The 16,193-nt window shown below is 66.5% G+C and carries 19 protein-coding genes; 7 read left to right on the forward strand and 12 right to left on the reverse strand.

Annotation, left to right across the window (positions count from 1 at the left end; genetic code table 11):
• Positions 1-63 precede the first annotated feature (63 nt).
• Positions 64-1,737 carry a spermidine synthase gene (locus tag C487_RS09610; RefSeq protein ID WP_006185549.1) on the forward strand — a complete coding sequence of 558 codons (1,674 nt, stop codon included), beginning with the start codon at positions 64-66 and terminating at the stop codon, positions 1,735-1,737.
• Between the two features lie 30 nt (positions 1,738-1,767).
• On the opposite strand, the gene C487_RS09615 is transcribed toward C487_RS09610, so the two are convergent.
• The gene (locus tag C487_RS09615; RefSeq protein WP_006185550.1) at positions 1,768-2,562 is read right to left on the reverse strand and encodes a helix-turn-helix transcriptional regulator; all 795 of its coding nucleotides are present in this window, start codon (positions 2,560-2,562) and stop codon (positions 1,768-1,770) included.
• Between the two features lie 237 nt (positions 2,563-2,799).
• Here C487_RS09615 and C487_RS09620 point away from each other — a divergent pair, with 237 nt between their 5' ends.
• Complete coding sequence (locus C487_RS09620) at positions 2,800-3,780, forward strand: DMT family transporter (protein ID WP_049908073.1); 981 nt, start codon at positions 2,800-2,802, stop codon at positions 3,778-3,780.
• A 73-nt stretch (positions 3,781-3,853) separates the two neighbouring features.
• Here C487_RS09620 and pth2 read toward each other — a convergent pair whose 3' ends face one another.
• Together pth2 and C487_RS09630 are read right to left on the reverse strand one after the other, a co-directional pair.
• Positions 3,854-4,192, reverse strand: a complete 339-nt coding sequence (gene pth2, locus C487_RS09625; RefSeq protein ID WP_006185552.1) for a peptidyl-tRNA hydrolase Pth2 — start codon at positions 4,190-4,192, stop codon at positions 3,854-3,856.
• A 60-nt stretch (positions 4,193-4,252) separates the two neighbouring features.
• On the reverse strand, positions 4,253-5,068 hold the full coding sequence (locus C487_RS09630) for a hypothetical protein (RefSeq protein WP_006185553.1): 816 nt from the start codon (positions 5,066-5,068) through the stop codon (positions 4,253-4,255).
• A gap of 220 nt (positions 5,069-5,288) precedes the next feature.
• Between C487_RS09630 and dcd the strand changes: the two genes are divergently transcribed.
• On the forward strand, positions 5,289-5,891 hold the full coding sequence (gene dcd / locus C487_RS09635) for a dCTP deaminase (protein WP_006185554.1): 603 nt from the start codon (positions 5,289-5,291) through the stop codon (positions 5,889-5,891).
• Between the two features lie 181 nt (positions 5,892-6,072).
• On the opposite strand, the gene C487_RS09640 is transcribed toward dcd, so the two are convergent.
• On the reverse strand, positions 6,073-7,350 hold the full coding sequence (locus tag C487_RS09640) for a YihY/virulence factor BrkB family protein (protein ID WP_193787927.1): 1,278 nt from the start codon (positions 7,348-7,350) through the stop codon (positions 6,073-6,075).
• 288 nt (positions 7,351-7,638) lie between these two features.
• Positions 7,639-8,760, reverse strand: coding sequence for a tRNA (guanine(26)-N(2))-dimethyltransferase (locus tag C487_RS09645; RefSeq protein WP_006185556.1), 1,122 nt, complete (start codon positions 8,758-8,760; stop codon positions 7,639-7,641).
• Between the two features lie 117 nt (positions 8,761-8,877).
• Between C487_RS09645 and C487_RS09650 the strand changes: the two genes are divergently transcribed.
• Entirely contained in the window at positions 8,878-9,234 is a 357-nt protein-coding gene (locus tag C487_RS09650) for a hypothetical protein (RefSeq protein ID WP_006185557.1), read from the forward strand.
• Positions 9,235-9,320: 86 nt separating this feature from the next.
• Here C487_RS09650 and C487_RS09655 read toward each other — a convergent pair whose 3' ends face one another.
• The 5 genes from C487_RS09655 to C487_RS09675 all read right to left on the reverse strand — a co-directional run bounded on the left by C487_RS09655 (position 9,321) and on the right by C487_RS09675 (position 12,373).
• Entirely contained in the window at positions 9,321-9,785 is a 465-nt protein-coding gene (locus C487_RS09655; protein WP_006185558.1) for a hypothetical protein, read from the reverse strand.
• 104 nt (positions 9,786-9,889) lie between these two features.
• The gene (gene hisH / locus C487_RS09660) at positions 9,890-10,606 is read right to left on the reverse strand and encodes an imidazole glycerol phosphate synthase subunit HisH (RefSeq protein ID WP_006185559.1); all 717 of its coding nucleotides are present in this window, start codon (positions 10,604-10,606) and stop codon (positions 9,890-9,892) included.
• A 269-nt stretch (positions 10,607-10,875) separates the two neighbouring features.
• Positions 10,876-11,472, reverse strand: a complete 597-nt coding sequence (locus C487_RS09665; RefSeq protein ID WP_006185560.1) for a uracil-DNA glycosylase — start codon at positions 11,470-11,472, stop codon at positions 10,876-10,878.
• A 148-nt stretch (positions 11,473-11,620) separates the two neighbouring features.
• Positions 11,621-12,193: an endonuclease dU gene (locus C487_RS09670; RefSeq protein ID WP_006185561.1), complete on the reverse strand. Its 573-nt coding sequence runs from the start codon at positions 12,191-12,193 to the stop codon at positions 11,621-11,623.
• Positions 12,194-12,196: 3 nt separating this feature from the next.
• Complete coding sequence (locus C487_RS09675) at positions 12,197-12,373, reverse strand: DUF5786 family protein (protein ID WP_006185562.1); 177 nt, start codon at positions 12,371-12,373, stop codon at positions 12,197-12,199.
• 207 nt (positions 12,374-12,580) lie between these two features.
• Here C487_RS09675 and C487_RS09680 point away from each other — a divergent pair, with 207 nt between their 5' ends.
• Positions 12,581-13,192 carry an MBL fold metallo-hydrolase gene (locus C487_RS09680; protein WP_006185563.1) on the forward strand — a complete coding sequence of 204 codons (612 nt, stop codon included), beginning with the start codon at positions 12,581-12,583 and terminating at the stop codon, positions 13,190-13,192.
• 231 nt (positions 13,193-13,423) lie between these two features.
• A complete protein-coding gene (locus C487_RS09685) occupies positions 13,424-14,272 on the forward strand; it encodes a bacteriorhodopsin (RefSeq protein ID WP_006185564.1) in 849 nt (282 codons plus the stop codon).
• An 84-nt stretch (positions 14,273-14,356) separates the two neighbouring features.
• Here the strand turns inward: C487_RS09685 and C487_RS09690 are convergent, their stop codons facing one another.
• Complete coding sequence (locus tag C487_RS09690; protein ID WP_006185565.1) at positions 14,357-14,506, reverse strand: 50S ribosomal protein L40e; 150 nt, start codon at positions 14,504-14,506, stop codon at positions 14,357-14,359.
• A 97-nt stretch (positions 14,507-14,603) separates the two neighbouring features.
• Positions 14,604-15,113 (reverse strand): DUF367 family protein, encoded by a 510-nt coding sequence (locus tag C487_RS09695; protein ID WP_006185566.1) that lies wholly within the window; start codon positions 15,111-15,113, stop codon positions 14,604-14,606.
• A gap of 157 nt (positions 15,114-15,270) precedes the next feature.
• Here C487_RS09695 and C487_RS09700 point away from each other — a divergent pair, with 157 nt between their 5' ends.
• Entirely contained in the window at positions 15,271-16,176 is a 906-nt protein-coding gene (locus C487_RS09700; protein WP_241431078.1) for a redoxin domain-containing protein, read from the forward strand.
• The last annotated feature ends 17 nt before the right edge of the window (positions 16,177-16,193 follow it).

Below are 16,193 nucleotides of genomic sequence, written 5' to 3' on the forward strand. Positions count from 1 at the left end.
GCGTCATGGGGAACGACGGAGTGAGGCGACAGGTTCTCGGCGGCGGCTCACTACTGTCCGATAATGAGTGTGCGGCAGCCCTCCGCCTACCGGCCGACCAAGCCCGATATCGCGGTGTTCGTGTCCGGCGTCACGAGTATGGGGCTGGAGATTCTCGCGGGCCGGATCATTGCCCCCCAGTTCGGGAACAGTATCTACACCTGGGGCAGCATCATCACCGTCTTCCTCACCGCGTTAAGCCTTGGCTACTGGCAGGGCGGCAAGCAGGCCGGCGAGGCGTCGAACCGACGCATGTGCTGGCTCATGCTGGGGACCGCGGGCTACGTTGCGATTGTCGTCTACGGGAGCGATCAACTGTTGCTCTCGGCGTCCGCGCTACCGTTGCCGGCCCGGTACGCCTCGCTACCCGCCGTGCTCGTCCTCTTCGGGCCGCCGACCTACCTGCTTGGATTTATCAGCCCGTACGCGGCCGAACTCTCCGCGAAGGAGGGCACCGGTGAGGCGTCGGGCCACGTCTACGCGCTCGGAACGATTGGCAGCATCGTCGGCGCGGGCGCAACGACGTATTTCCTGATTCCGGCGCTCGGGATCGACGCGATCGGCCTCCTGTTCGGCTTCGTCCTCGTCGGCACTGCACTCGCGCTGACGCTTCCCACTCTCGCACCGACACCGGCGGCGGCGAGCGTCGCCATCGCACTGGTGCTCGTCGTCGCGGCCGGTATCGGCCCGGTCGCGTTCGACCACCGCGGCGATGTCGTCTACCAGACCCAGACGGCCTATCAGGAACTCGAGGTCATCGACAACGGGGACGAGCGGACGCTATACCTGGACGGTGCGCGTCACAGTGCGATGGATCTCGACGACCCCGAGCGACACGTCTTCGAGTACACGCGGTACTTCCACATCCCCATGTTGATGGTCGACGACCCCGCCGAGGTCGAGAACGTCCTGTTCATCGGCGGGGGCGGGTACACCGGCCCGAAGGACTACGAACGGACGTACGACGTCGACGTCGATGTCGCCGAACTCGACCCCGAAGTCTCCCAGGCCGCCAAGGACTACTTCCGCCTCGAGGAGAGCGAGAACATGACGGTACACACGAAAGACGGCCGGCAGTTCCTCCGAGAGACCGACAAGAACTACGACGTGATCGTACTGGACGCCTACCAGAAGGACCAGGTTCCGGTTCACCTGACCCAAGTCGGATTCATGGAACTGGCCGCGGATCGGCTGACGGACGACGGGGTATTCCTCGCGAACGTCATTTCCGCGCCCAGCGGTGCCGGCTCGGACTTCTATCGCGCGCAGTACAAGACGATCGACGAAGCCTTCGCTTCGACGTACAGCTACCGCACCTCGGACTGGGGGTCGGTACAGAACATCGAGGTGGTCGCGACGAAAGCGGACACCGACTTCACCGAGGCCGATCTCGCCGAGCGAAACGAGCGGCGGGACCTCGGACTCGACCTGCGCACCGAGATCGACGCATCACTGGACCCGCCCAAGACCGACGACGTACCGGTACTGACCGCGGACCACGCGCCCGTCGAGAACCTGCAGGCGTCGACGATCGGGCAGGAGTACGTCATCGAACGGACCGGAGAGGAGGAGACGACGCCGGAACCCGCGTCGATCGCAGTCGGCTCGGAACGCTACGACCGCGCGCGGCCCGCGCCGACCCTCGAGTTCGAATCGAGCATTCCCGGCCCGAGGCCGCTCGGGTCCGCCCCCGCGTAGCGCCTCGAGCGGTGTTCCGCCGCTCGCTGCTCACTCGGACAGCGTCTCGGGCTCGAGTGGCGTCGCCGTCCGCCAGTAGTGATCCAGCGAGTCCTCGGCCCACGCCCGCACCGCGTCGTCGTCGGTATCGACGGACGCCCGGAGGACCCCGTTCTCGTCGCGCAAGAGGAGATAGACGACACCGTCGACGATCATGATCGCGATCGGGACGCCCTCTTCGCGGACCCTGATCTCGGCGTCCGCGGCCGCGAGCAGCGCCTCGAGTTGCCGTCGCAGCTCCGATTCGTCGGCGAGCGCTTCGATCGCGCTCCGGCCGAAAACGCCCGTGAATCGCTGGTCGCCGGCGGTGACGCGCTCCCGGACGACCCGCAGCGCCTGCTCGTTGAACGTGTGGGAGAACGCACGGACTTCGTCGGCCTCCCGGAGGAAGCCGAGCAGCCGTCCGAGCGGCGCGTTCGGGCGCGTCGCGCTCGGGACCGTGATCGTCGCGTCCGAGAGCCGGCGGAGATCGAAGTCCATCGCGTGCGTGGGCAGGTAGTCCACGATCTCGCGGAGTTTGGCCTCGGTCTCGAGGATTTCCTGAAGGTCGGTAAACCCCTCGGCGACGAGTCGGCCGGTCGCCGTCGCGACGTACTCGCTGCCGTCGTGTCTGATCCACGACCGGTCCTCGAAGTCACTCAGGATTCGTCCCAGCGTCGCCTGCGAAGCCCCGGTCGCGTCCGCCAACTCGGTGCGCGTACATCGCCCAGCCGCGAGCAGCCCCAGCACCTCGACGCGGTTCGACGAGAGCGCGAGGAACTCGATCTCCTCGAGCGCAGATTCCATACGCCCGCTCGTGTCCCTAGTGATAAACGCGTTTCGTACCGTGAAACTATTGCAGGGTCTGCAACGCTGTCGTGTGCGCCAACTCTTTCCCGCGTTGCCGCGGCTTCTTCCCGTGAAATATTTTCTGAACGAAACTATAACCCCGGCGCTCGTAGGGTGGAGTACGATGATTTTCGCTATCCACGCGTCGGCCGCTCTCGGTTCGACGCGGACGGTTCCGACGGGGGTGGCGGCGTAGTGGTCGCTCGCCGTACCGCCCTGTTCTTCGCCCTCTCGAGTCTGTTCTTCGGCGGCACGTTCGTCGCCGCGAAGGCCGGCCTCGCGTACTTCCCGCCGCTGCTGTTCGTTGCCCTCCGGTTCGACATCGCGGCCGTCGTCATGCTGGCGTACGTCGGTCTGACGACGTCCCGTTCGGAGTTGTTCCCGCGGACGCGCGGCGACATCGGGGCCATCCTCGCGACCGGCGTGCTCGCGATCGGGTTGACGAACGCCTTGCTGTTCGTCGGCCAGCAGTACGTCACCAGCGCCGTCGCCTCGATCATGTACAGCCTCAACCCCATCATGACGCCGATATTCGCCGCGCTCTTGCTCTCCGACGAGCGCCTCTCCCCGCGCGGCGCGGCCGGCATGGGACTCGGCCTGCTCGGCGTCGGCCTCGTCGTCAGCCCCGATCCCGCGAACCTGCTCGGCGGTGCCGTCGGCAAGGGCATCCTGTTCGTCGGCGCGATCGCCGCCGCGCTCGGGGCCGTGCTGATCCGGCGGGCCGACAGCGACCTCTCGAGTACGGTCCGCGTCGCCTGGGGACTCCCCTTCGCCGCGGCGCTGTGTCACCTGCTGGCTTGGTCCGGCGGCGAGTCGGCGGCCGCGATCACGTGGACCACCGAAGCGGTCCTGGCGCTTGGCTACGTCAGCATCTTCGCGGGCGTCCTCGCGTACATCGCCTACTTCGGACTCATCGACGCGGCCGGTGCGATCCGCGCGAACCTGATCTTCTACGTCGTGCCCGTCGTCTCGACGCTCGGCGGCTGGGCACTGCTCGGCGAGACGATCGACGCGCTGGCGGTCGCCGGCTTCCTGACGATCTTCGCCGGCTTCGCGGTGCTCGGGAGCAAATCGATCGACATCCGCTCGCTGTCTCCCGGTGTCGTCACCGATGTGTCCCTGCCCGACGAGGAGTCGCCGGTCAGGGAGGAACCGCGAGGCTACCGCTCGGACTAACGCGTCCCGTTCCGTCCGTGGGTTTCCACCCCGCATCGGTCGCCGTACCGTCCGAGGACCGTCCCCGTGCCGATTAGAAGAGCGACAGGTCGCCGGTCACGCTGTCGACGCGGTCGTCCGCAGCCGGCCCGACGGCCAGCGCGGTAACGGTCCCGGGCTCGAGTTGGGTGTGGCCCGCGTCACGAATGATCGCGTTCGGTATCCCGTCTCGATCCGCGATTTCGGAGAGTTCGTGCAGTTGGCGTTCGCTCTCGCCTTGCAATACGACTTTCTTCTGGCCGCCTTGCTGCCACTGGCGCTGGAGTTGGCCGTCGGCCTTCTCGTAGGCGGACAGCGACGCGTGGGCGACCTGTGCGGCGAGCTTTCCCTGTCCCATGCCGATGTCCGTGCGGGCAACGATGGCCTGTTTCATGACCGGGACGAGAACGGGGAGCCCTTTAGCCGTACCTATACGGCCGGCTCTCGGACCGCATCAGTGAATGACTTCGCTCTCGAGGCGGAACGTCCGTTCCGTCCGTCGCGCCTCCGGGCCCGCTTCCACGAGGGTCGGCTCGCTGATGGACTCGGCAAACCGATCGGGGTCCGGCTCGACCCGCTCGAGCATCGCCGAGAAGACCGAGCCACGTCGGCCGTTCGCCGAGACGATGCCGCCGTACTTGCGCTCCTCGAACGACGTTTCGTCGGGATCGGGGAACTCCTCGCGGATGATCGCGGCGCTTTCCCTGAGGTAGTCCGCTGCCTGCTTCTGGGAGTACAGGCTCTCTTCGTAGTAGGTTTCGGTATGTTCGTCGTCGAGCTCTTCCGAGCAGTGGGCCGGCGATTCGTAGCGGACCGACTTCGTCGTCGTGTAGCCGCTGGCAAACCGGATGTTCGTGGTGAAACTATCGGGATAACGGAGGATCAGCGGGGCGTACAACATGTCCGTAATCGTCGCTTGCTGTTGGGCTCGCCAGACACCCTCGAAATAGTACGCGGCGAGCGCACCGATCTTGTCGTCCCGTTCACCACGGTTGTACGCCATCGCGACCTCCTCGTAGTCGTCACCGACGGTCCGTCGGAGCCGCCGCTCGAAACTCTCGGCGATGTGCTCGAGCTGGACTTCGTACGCGTCCAGTACGGACACGGTCGGATCAGCAAGCAGGTCCGCTTTTCGCTCCCGGGCGACCGCCACGTTCATCATGTTCTCGTGGAAGACTCGCTCGGCGTCCCGGTCGGGAAGCGGGATTCTGACCGCGCGCTGGTGCAGAACCCGCGTGTTCCCGTTAAATCGGTCCTGCGTCCCATCCATGCGATTGGGTTGGGGACCCAACGGTATAACGAATTAGGCCGTCCGAGAGAACAGTTCGAATCGATACCACGCGGTTCCAGCGTCGCTCGAGCGGATGCGACCGGCCGTGATACCGCCGGACCCACCGGCGTCCCGCGAGCGGGCGCGGGTTCCGACTGCTCGACGCGCCGTCCGAACGCGGACCGAGGAATTTAGGGCCCCGTGCTCGCTCCTACTCGGTATGATCCTCTCCGATGCGGACATCTGCGAGCGCCTCGACGCCGGCGACCTCGTCGTCGAGCCCCTCGACGACCCGGAGCTACAGATCCAGCCCGCGAGCGTCGACCTCCGGCTGGGCCGAGAATTCCTCGAGTTTCAGCGGACGAACATCCCCTGTATCCATCCCAACTCCGAACGGGAAGTCGACGAGTACGTCACCGAAACCGTCGTCAACGAGGACGACGATTTCATCCTCCATCCCGGCGACTTCGTGCTCGGGACCACCCACGAACGCGTCGAGATCCCGGCGGACCTGATCGCCCACGTCGAGGGTCGCTCCTCGCTGGGCCGGCTCGCCGTCGTCGTCCACGCGACGGCCGGCCTCTGCGATCCCGGCTATCGGGGCCAGATCACCCTCGAGCTGTCGAACCTCGGCTCCGCCCCGGTCGCGCTCACGCCCGGAATGCGCATCTCACAGCTCACCTTCACCGAACTCAGGACCGCGGCCGAACGGCCCTACGGCAGCGAGCGCGGGTCGAAGTATCAGGATCAGAGCGGTCCACAGGCCTCCCGCATCGAGAGCGACGACGAGTTCGGCGGCGACCAACTCGAGCGCGAGGACTGACGCCGACCACATCTGCACCCACCAGCGGCCGACAACGTACACGGAGCGGGGTCGACGGGTCGCCCAACGGACCGCCCCCGCACAGCAGTAAGGAGTTCGAGCCGGGACCGTTCGAGCTGGGATCGGCTCGAGGTCGGAGTTCGGATGCCGAACCGAAGCGGCCGGGCGAGGCCGAGTCGTCTCAGGAGCGTCGCTCTCCGATCAGGTTTCGGAGCCGGCCGGGGATCCCCAGCAGGGAGAGACCGAACCCGAACAGGACCATCAGGACGTAGACGCCGAGCGTCGACGTCCAGACGACCAGCAGTGCGAGGATCGCCCAGCCACCGTTCAGGAAGTAAAACGCCGCGATCGACATCGCCGTCCCGTACAGCAAGACGAGATACGGCCCCCAGTCGCGGGCGTGGCCACGGCGGACCCGTCGGCGCACGTAGCGTTTGAGGTCGCCCTCGAGCGACTCTCTTCGAACGGTTCGGTCCTCGACATCGTCTTCGAAGGCGTCCACGCGGTCGCGCAGTCGCTCGACCTCCTCGCGGAGGGCCGCGGCGTCGCTCGCGCGATCACGCGTCCGGGCGCTGGCGCTCCTCGCGGTCGCACGGTCGCTCGCGCGGTCCTCCGTGGCTCCCTCGTCGGCCCCCGTAGCGTCGTCGGTCATCGCTTCTGTCGAAATCTGTCGGTGTCCGGGACTTTGTAGCTGCCGATCCACTTCACGGGTGACGAGCACCGCATTGAGGACGGCACCGAAGACGAGGATGATCGCGCCGACGTACAACCAGATGAGCACGAGAAAGACGGCTCCGAGCGCGCCGTAGACCGCATACCCGGTGACGAGGTCCGTATACAGCCAGAAACTGCGGCTCAGTGCGTACCAGCCGATGGCGGCGACGGTCGTTCCGGGTGCGGCCTCGCGGAGCCCGACGTTCGCACCCGGAAAGACGACGTACAGCGGCAGAAACGTCGCGGCCAGGCCGAGCACGACGAACAGCTGTCCGACGGCCGAGAGGCCGTATCCGGGAAGGAACTGGATCGCGACCTCGAGGAGCCCGACGATCACGAGTCCCAGCGTGATACCGAGAAACACGATCGTCGCGTCCCAGACGGTGTCGAGCAGCGACTTTTCCCCCGCAGTGCCGTACACCCGAGAGAAGGCCCGATCGAGCCCGCGAAGGACGCGACTCGAGCCCCACAGAAGCCCGAGAATGCCGACGACGGTCGCCCCCTGCCGACCGGTGTCGTCGACGAGCGTCTCCGCGAGCAGTTCCCGGGCCGCCGGCGTGAGCACGTCGCTGGCCGCCGCCGTGAGCCGGGCCGCGAGCGCGTCGCCGCCGATCGATGCGGCGATGCCGAGCGCAAGCAGCATGAGCGGCACGAGGGAGATGAACCCGTAGAACGCGACGCCCGCCGCGAGCAGCGTCAGTTGTTCGCTGCGAGCGAGCCGAAACGCCGCTCCCGCTACCGCCACGCCCCGTTTGGGGTCGAGCACGCGCAGTGCTTCCACGCGAGCCGCTATATGTAGTCCCGTCGGACAGGCCCACAACGGCGGCTTACGCTGGGGTGCTCGGCACGGTGTCTCCGGCTCGATCCGAGCGAACTCCCGTAATCTTTCCTTTCGACCAGTGAACCGCCGGCCATCGCGACCGGGAACCACGACGGACCGGTGGGGGACCGATCCGACGCCGACAGCGAAACCGCAGAGGGTGCTGGCCGAACCGCGGGACAGGTCCCGTCCGCCGACGGAGAATGACCGCGATCAGTCGAGGTTGGGTTCGGTCGCCGCGCGGATCTCGCCCACGCTGGCGTCCGTCTTGAACGTCGTCCCCCCATAGTGGGCTCGAGACGCTGCGTAGCCCGCGTCGCGAAGGTCGGCCAGGAACTCGTCCATCGCGTTCGCGGGCAGCCCCCAGTTCCGACAGAGCTTGTGCTGGTCGTAGTGGGTGGGTTCGGCCAGTTCCGCTGCGAGCGTGTCACAGAGTTCGCGGGCTCTTGGCGCGGTGTCGAACGTGTAGGGAATCTCGTCGCGGACTGCGCCGACGAACGCCGAGTCCTGGACGGGGCCGAGCCAGACCGGGCCGGCGGTGAGCATCCGATTGCCGTCGCAGTGGGGACACGTCTCGAGGGGGTCGGCGATCAGTCCGGGATCGGCCTCGCGGTAGAGGCAGTCTTCACAGTGATAGAGGTGGCCTAACTCGTCGATCGCGGCGTCGGCCGCCGTGGGCTTGTGGGTCAGTTCGAGGTACGTCCGGACGTAGTGGCTGGTCGCGTGGGTGAGGAGTGGCTCGATACCGACGTCGAACCGGGCCGCGCTGCGCGCGAGCGCCGAGACGAGGATTCGCACGCCCATCTCGGCGTGGTAATCCGTGTTGCGGGGCACCGCGGAGTACGAGCGGACACCGCTGTTGAAGTGCGCGCCGCACATCGGCGCGGTGTCGGTCGCGGTGACACAGACCAGATCCCGGCAGTTCGCGAACGCGGCGTCGGCGAACGGCATCGGCGTCCCGTAGGGGTCGAGGTCGATCACGTCGAACGGCTCGTCGTGCATGAGGGCGGTGACATTGCGGTGTTCGACCGACGCGTCGGCCGCCAACTCGTTTCGCTCGAGGTTCGCCCGCGCGAGGTCGACCGCCGCCTCGTCGACGTCACAGCAGGTGACGTCCCAGCCGTCGGCAGCGGCCCGGACCCCCCGGACGCCGCTTGCAGTCATCGCGTCCAGATACGACGTGGCCCGCTCTTCACGCTCGCGGTAGGCCCGCAGCGTCGCGATCGTCAGATCCCGGTTCAGTTCCTGTCGCGGGTTGTAGAAGACCGCCTCCTCGATGCCCTCCGTCTGTTCGCCGGGGACCTCGAGTTCGACCCCGCCCTCTGTGACGCGCATACCTCGTCTCGTCGGTAGCGGGCGAAAAACGGTGTGGTCTCGAGCGGGCGATCGACCCGGCGCGGCGGGTCGATGGACAACCAAACCGATTTTACAGTCCGATGCACAGGTTCAGTTGTGCCGAAGGCCAACCCCGTCGAGCGATGGCAAGCAACTCTCGAGGAAGCCGGCGAACTCACGCCCGAGATCGTCGGCCGGATCACGGATATCCACGGTGACCGCGGGGTTCGGGCCATCGAAGCGGTGGGCGAAAACCGCGTGAAGTCCTACCGTGATTTTACGATCGTCGTCGGCTACGATGACGAGTACATCGTCGAGGACGGCGGCTGTACCTGCAAGGACAGCGAGTATAACCTGGATGCCGACGACCCGACCGAACGCTGCTGGCACTCGCTGGCCGTCGCGATCGCTCGCCGGGTCGGGCACGTCGACTACCACGACATGTGGTACTCCGACGTACGCGAACTGCTGTAGTGCCCAGCGGTCGGTTCGGTTCGTTCCGGGTTTCGTTCGAAGCGTCGGGCGTCGCCCACGGACCCACGGTCGGAATCGGTCCCGGCTCAGAACGGCACTGCACGCACGGCGAGCCAAACGACCACCGAACTGATGGCAACCCGCACCAGCCGCCGCACTGACGGTTCGACGGGATCGTCCGCCGACGGCTCGTATCGAAGCCGGAGAGCACCGTTTATCCCGAACGCACCGGCTAGCAGAACACGGGTGAGCGGGTTAAGCCATGCGTACATGCCGCTCGCCGCTGGAGTCAGCACGGCTGTCCCGAGGCAGACGAAGCCGAGTCCCTGGATCTGCCACCACTCGAGTCGACGGTCGCCGACCGTGATCCGATCGCGGCGGCCCGCGGTCACGAAAGCGGTTGCCCCGAGCGCCGTCCACCCGCTGGCGACGAGAGCGATGGTGGCGGGAGCACCGACCGTAGACTGAGAGTTGGCCCAGGCCGTCCAGCCACACACGACGAAGAGCAGGCACCCGAATCCGACACTACTCCACCGTTCGGACCACACCATATCCGAAACGTATAGGATAGCTGTAATAAACAACCCGGTCGAGGGAACGCGGAGCGGACGTACAGGGTCAGTTCCGGTGACCGACTGCCGTCACCGTCGTCGCGTTACGCTTCGGCGCAGATTTCGACGAAGTTCCGCAGGATCTGCAGTCCCGTCTCACCGCTTTTCTCGGGGTGGAACTGCGTCCCGAAGACGGTGCCGGCCTCGTTCGCGACGATCGACGGGAACTCGCGCTCGTAGTCCGTCGTCGCAACCGTCGCGCGCTCGTCGTCCGGAGCCGCGTAGTAGGAATGGACGAAGTAGGCGTAGTTGCCGTCCACGCTCCCTCCTCGCGGGCTGCTCCCGTTCGGATTCTCCGTTGTGCCACGCGCAACGCCCTCCACGAGCGGGTGTTCGCGCTGGACGTGAAGTTCGTTCCAGCCCATGTGCGGGACCTTCTGTCCCTCGGCGAACCGGACGTTCGTTCCGGGGATCAGGTCCAGTCCCTGGACGGCCGACTCGCCGTCCGTGTCACCCTCCTCGCTGGTCGTGAGCAGCATCTGCATGCCGAGACAGATCCCGAACAGCGGGGTCCCGCTCTCGGCCACCTCGAGGAGGTCCTCGCGGAGCGGGTCGGCGTTCTCGACGCCCTCGCGGAACGCACCGACGCCCGGGAGAACGACGCCATCCGCCGTAGCGAAGGCGGCCGGGTCGTCGGTGATCTCGACATCGGCACCCGCCCGCTCGAGACCGCGCGTAACGCTGCGGAGGTTCCCGAGACCGTAGTCGACGACGACGACGGAGGCGAGGGACTGCGCCTGTGGAGACGAAACGGTGCTCATACGCGTACTCGGCGGGGCGCGTTGAAGTGAATTGCCTTTCGGGCAACCGACTGTTGCCCGCCCGTCGGGCACCCGCGGGTCGACGAGTCGGTCGATCGGCGTCCGTCGTCGCGACCGCCGTTGCCGTCACCGCTGAGAGTCATTGCGACGACCGTCCTGATCGCTAGCAGCGGTCGTGTGGGCTACACTGGCACGGTGACGGGGCGTGTCTGTAATGACAGGAATCGATCTGTACCCCGTCCTGACTGGACGCCGCGCGCGAGGCGCGATCAGAAGCCATCGAGGCGCGACTGTCCGCCCTCGCTGTCCGCAACGCCGGCGAGTTCGGCCGCGCGCTGCACGGCGTTCTCGAAGGGTTCCGCCTGACTCCGGTCGTACAGCGTCGCCGCCGGATGCACGGAGATCAGGAGTCGCCGCGGCGCGCCGTCGATCCGGACCTCCTCGAGATCGCCCGCCTCCTTGGTCACCGCGACCGATCGCTCGAGCAGGTGCTCGCTGGGCACCTTCCCCAGCGTGACGATCACTTCCGGATCGACCGTGGCGAGTTCCCGCTCGAGGTAGCGCCGACAGTTGGCGAGTTCGTCGGTTTTCGGATCGCGGTTCTCCGGGGGCCGACAGCGAACGCAGTTGGTGATACGGACGTCGCTTCGATCGAGACCGGCGGTTCTGAGGGTGTCGTCGAGAACGGACCCGCTGCGACCGACGAACGGCTCGCCGTGCTCGTCCTCGTTGGCTCCGGGGCCTTCACCGACGAACAAGAGGTCGGCGTCCTCGGGACCGACACCGTTGACGATCCGGCTGCGTGAGTCGACGAGCGCCGGACAGCGCGTACACTCCGTGACACAGCAGTCCTCCATTGCTCCCATACAGGGGGGCTCAAGCGGTCGCCTCCTACGTCTTTCGGGACGCACCCGCGGTCGGAAGACCGACTGGCTCCCTCGGCCTCTCCCGGCGGGCTGTGGGTGACCGAGATGCGACCGCACGCCGCTCTCGGTCGACCGACGCGGAGCGGTTTCATTCGACCGTTCGAACGTACGAATCGGCCGCTCGAGCCGTCATCCGCGCGATCCGAAGCGGCTCGGGACGGCCGCCGTCGGGCGTGAACGCCCGGACGACGTCGTCGGCGTCGGCGGCTTCGAGGCCGACGTGTCTGACGTAGACGGTCTCGCCGTCGACCGACAGTTCGCGCCGATCCGGCAGCGCTCGGTAGGTTTCGAGGCGGTCCTCGAGTTCGGGTCCCGAAAAGGCGTCCCGGAGGCCGGCCTCGAGGCCGTCGCTGGCCTCGAAGGTGACGGCGATGACAGGCCGGTCGACGGCCTCCCGAACGCGCGAAAGTGAAAGAACGTTGTACCACGCGGGGGCGATAGCACCGAGCAGGACGTACCGGACGTCCGGACGGTCGAGGCCGTCGACGAGGTCGATGACGGCGTCGGTTCCGTCGGTGCCGCCGACGCGACAGGTACCGTACGCGAGTCCGTCCCAGACCCGGTCGGCACGGACGACGGCACCGGCGAGCGTGCTCCGCGTTCGATCGTGATCGCCGCGGTACGATTCGGCGATGCCCAGCGCCCGTACCCCGGCTTTCATCCGTCAGTCGCTCTCGTCTTTGATCTCCTTGAGACGGTCGAGCAACTCGTCGCTCGACGCACCGTTTTCGAACTCGATGGTTCCGTCGTGGCTGTTCTCTCCCGACTTGACCGCGTCATCGTCGTCAAAATCAGCGTCGACTTCCTGTTGCTCGGATTCGTCGTAGCTCCCGAATCCCATACAGTGTTCCCTACGGGGTTCCGATTGAAAAATTCCGCGGTTACCGGTTTATTACCGTTCCCCAACCAGGCAACACGTTCGGGAGCGTCGCTGGAACGGAGGGGATGCTGATCCAATATAAAATATCCGCCATATCCTGCGTGGGACGATATCGCCGTGTCGCGGTCGAGGGGATCGTTTTTGCCGACGGCTATCCACGGTCCGCGTATGGAAGTCCACCACGTCACCGAGGCTGCGGAGACGTTCACCTGCAACGCCTTTCTCGTCGTCGGCGACCGGACGACGCTCGTCGACGCCGGGGCGATGGATGGCATCGTCGACGCGATTCGCACCCACACCGACGACCTCGAGGCCGTGGTCATGACCCATCAACACGGCGACCACGTCGCCCAACTCGAGACCGTCCGTGACGCGTTCGATCCGGACGTGTACGCCTACGACGACCATCCGGCTCGCACCCACGCGATCGACGACGGCGACACGGTACGGATCGGCGACGAGGATTTCGAGGTCGTCTACACTCCGGGTCACGCCGACGACCACGTCTCGTTCGTCTCCGAGTCGGCGCTGTTCTCCGGGGACGTCGTCGTCCACGACGACGGGGCCTTCGACTACGGTAGCTTCGGTCGCACCGACAGGGCCGGCCAGTCCCGCGAGCGACTCATCGAGAGCATTCGGGACCTGCTCGAGCGCATGCCCGCCGGCGTCGAGCACATGTACCCGGGTCACGGCGGCGTCTTCCACGGCGACGTGCGTGACGTGGTGCGAACCGCGCTCGAGCGGGCGGAGAAACGGGAGCCGAAGTACCCCGACCAGTAACCGGGTCGGAAAGCCGACGTTTCTCCCGTCGTCGGACCGATCCCGAGCGCCGTCGCGAAGGAGCGCCGCTCTCGAGACCGGAGCAGGGCGCGGGGGCGAACCCGATATCTCTGGCGCGGGTTCGTGTTCGCCGGCGTCGAACGCCGAAGGGTTGCGGGAACCACGAAAAGGTGGCATAATCCAACACTATGAGGTCAAGAACTTACCACGATCAGTCGGTGTGTGGGGCGTATGGGAGTCAACGGACCGACTGCGATCGCGACACGGACGCTGGGTCCGATACAGACGACACGGAGCGAGGTGGCGACCCAGATCCGGACCGACACGCTGTTGCATTCATCGCTATGGGTAAACATCGCACTGGCGGGGCTCTCGATCCTGGTGTTTCTGTACATGGCTCGGACCGTCCGAGCGAATCGGGCGCGACTGATCGTCGGCGCGACGCTCATGATCCCGTTGGTGTCGTTATCGAGTTACCTGGGTCTGGTAACCGGGCTCACGGCCGGTCCGATAGAGATGCCCGCCGGCCACGCGCTGGCCGGCGAGGACGTACTCAGCCAATGGGGACGGTATCTCACGTGGACGCTGTCGACACCGATGATCCTATTGGCGCTCGGGTGGCTGGCGGAGGTCGATACCGCTGACCTGTTCGTCGTTATCGCCGCCGACATCGGGATGTGTCTCACCGGTCTCGCGGCGGCACTGACCACCTCGTCGTACGCGTTCCGGTGGGCGTTCTACCTCGTCAGTACCGCGTTCTTCGTCGTCGTCCTCTATGCCTTGCTCGCGAAGTGGCCGACGAACGCCGAGGCTGCCGGCACGGGAGATATATTCGGCACCCTGCGGGGGCTGACGGTAGTCCTTTGGCTCGGCTATCCGATCGTGTGGGCGCTCGGAGTCGAAGGCTTCGCTCTCGTCGACTCGGTCGGACTCACCTCGTGGGGCTACTCGCTTCTCGACATCGGCGCGAAGTACCTATTCGCGGCCCTGCTTTTGCGCTGGGTTGCCAACAACGAACGCACGATCGCGTCGGCCACCGATCCGGCCGCGGCCGGCGTCGGGGACCCCGTCGAGGACTGAGCGCGCCCGCGGAATCGATCGGCCGCGCCCGCGGATGCCACTACGGAAACACCATCTGGAAAACGAGCCGGCCGCGTCGGCCGATTATGCGGCGCGCGCTTCCTTCGCCTTGGGACGAAGCTTCTTGTAGCCGCACTTGCGACAGCGCGTGGCTCGCTTGGAGTTGCGAGCGTTACAGCGCATACAGATCATCTTCTCGAGCATCCGTTTCTCAGCTGCGTCGAAACTGGCCATACTCGCCCTTTGCCCGTGGTGCATTTAATCGCTGTGATCCGACCGACCCGCACAGGATTCCCGATACCGGTCGGCCACGGAGACGCCGCCGTCCGCGCTACTCCGCGTCCTCGTCGGCTAAATACTCTTCCTGCACCGCCACGACCTCGCTCGAGTCCGCACACTCGCTGTACCGTCGCAGCGGTTCCTCGTTGAGCGTCAGGAAGGTCTCGCCCCAGCGGAACGGCTCGAGCAGGTCCGCGGCTCGCTCCCGCTCGTCGAAGATACAACAGGCACCCGCGAGCGCCTCGACGGTGGTCAGCCGGAACGGGCGACCGTAGTTGATGGGGTTCGCGGCGACGAGAAAGGGGAGCGCCCGGTGAACCCCGCGCATTTGAAACGACGCCTCCTCGGCGGATTCCCACGAGCAATCGAGGGCGACCAGCGTCCCCAGCCCCGCCTCGAGATCGGCCGGCGAGAGCGCCCGCTCGGCGTGGGGATTGAGGACGACCCCGTAGGGCACCTGCCCCATCGATCGATACAGGGTCGCCTTATCGAACTTCTCGAGGCGACGCGCGGTACACTTCTCGGGGTCGTCGTCGCCCTCGTAGTAGACGTGACACTCCACGCGGGGAACTAGGCGGTGTCGGGACAAAAGGGTCGTGGAACCGGCCCGATCCCGACGGGAGCGTGCCGGATCGTGAGCCGTGATCGACGGCTTCCGGCTGCGCAGCGGCTCTCGTTCGATCGGTGCACATATGCCGCTCGTGGCCCGACTCAGTAGCATGCTCGAGACGGGGGAGACCGCACCGACGTTCGACGGTCCCGCGGCCATCGACGGGGAGGTTCGAGAGGTCACGTTCGAGGAACTGATCGACGACAGCGGCGTCGTCTTGTTGCTCTTCTACCCGGCGGACTTCAGCCCGAGCTGTACCGAGGAACTCTGTTCGCTTCGCGACCTCGATCTGTTCGGCCTCCAGAACGACGTTTCGATCGTCGGCGTCTCGACCGACACCGCCTTCAGCCACCGGGCGTTCGCGGCCCAACACGATCTCGGCTTTCCGCTCGTTTCCGACAGCGACGGCTCGATCGCCGCGACCTACGGCGTCCTCGAGGACGAACTGTTCGGCGGCCATCCGGATCTCGCCAGGCGATCCGTGTTCGTCCTCGACGGGGACCGAACGATCCGGTACGTCTGGTCGGACGAGGACCCGCTCCAGCAGCCGGATCTCGAGGAGATCCGCGAGGCGATCGAGACCGTCTCGGACGACGACGCGGCCGTCGAGCGCTACCGGATCGCGACCACGCACTATCGGGACGGACTCGACAACTACGAACGGGGACGCGAGGCGGTCGCGACCGAGGACTGGGTGACTGCGGCCGCCGCGTTCGACGATGCGGTCGGCCCGCTCACCGACGCGCTCGAGGCCTTCGACGCCGCCAGGCGATACGCCGACGACGACGCGGTGAGTCTGGCCGCGGAACGCGCGAACGAACAGGCGACCGACCGACGCAACGCAGCGAAGTGGTACGCGACGGCGGCGGACCACTACGGACGGGGCGACGAGGCGGCGGGTGACGACTACCGGACCGACGCCGATCGCGCTCACGCTGCCGCCGTCGATCGGGAGGACCCACCCGCACCCGACGACCTCCCCGAAACCGATGCCGACGGGACGGCGGACCCCTGAGGCGGGAGTCGGACGCT

This window comes from Natrinema pallidum DSM 3751, assembly GCF_000337615.1.
Classification (GTDB): Archaea; Halobacteriota; Halobacteria; order Halobacteriales; family Natrialbaceae; genus Natrinema; species Natrinema pallidum.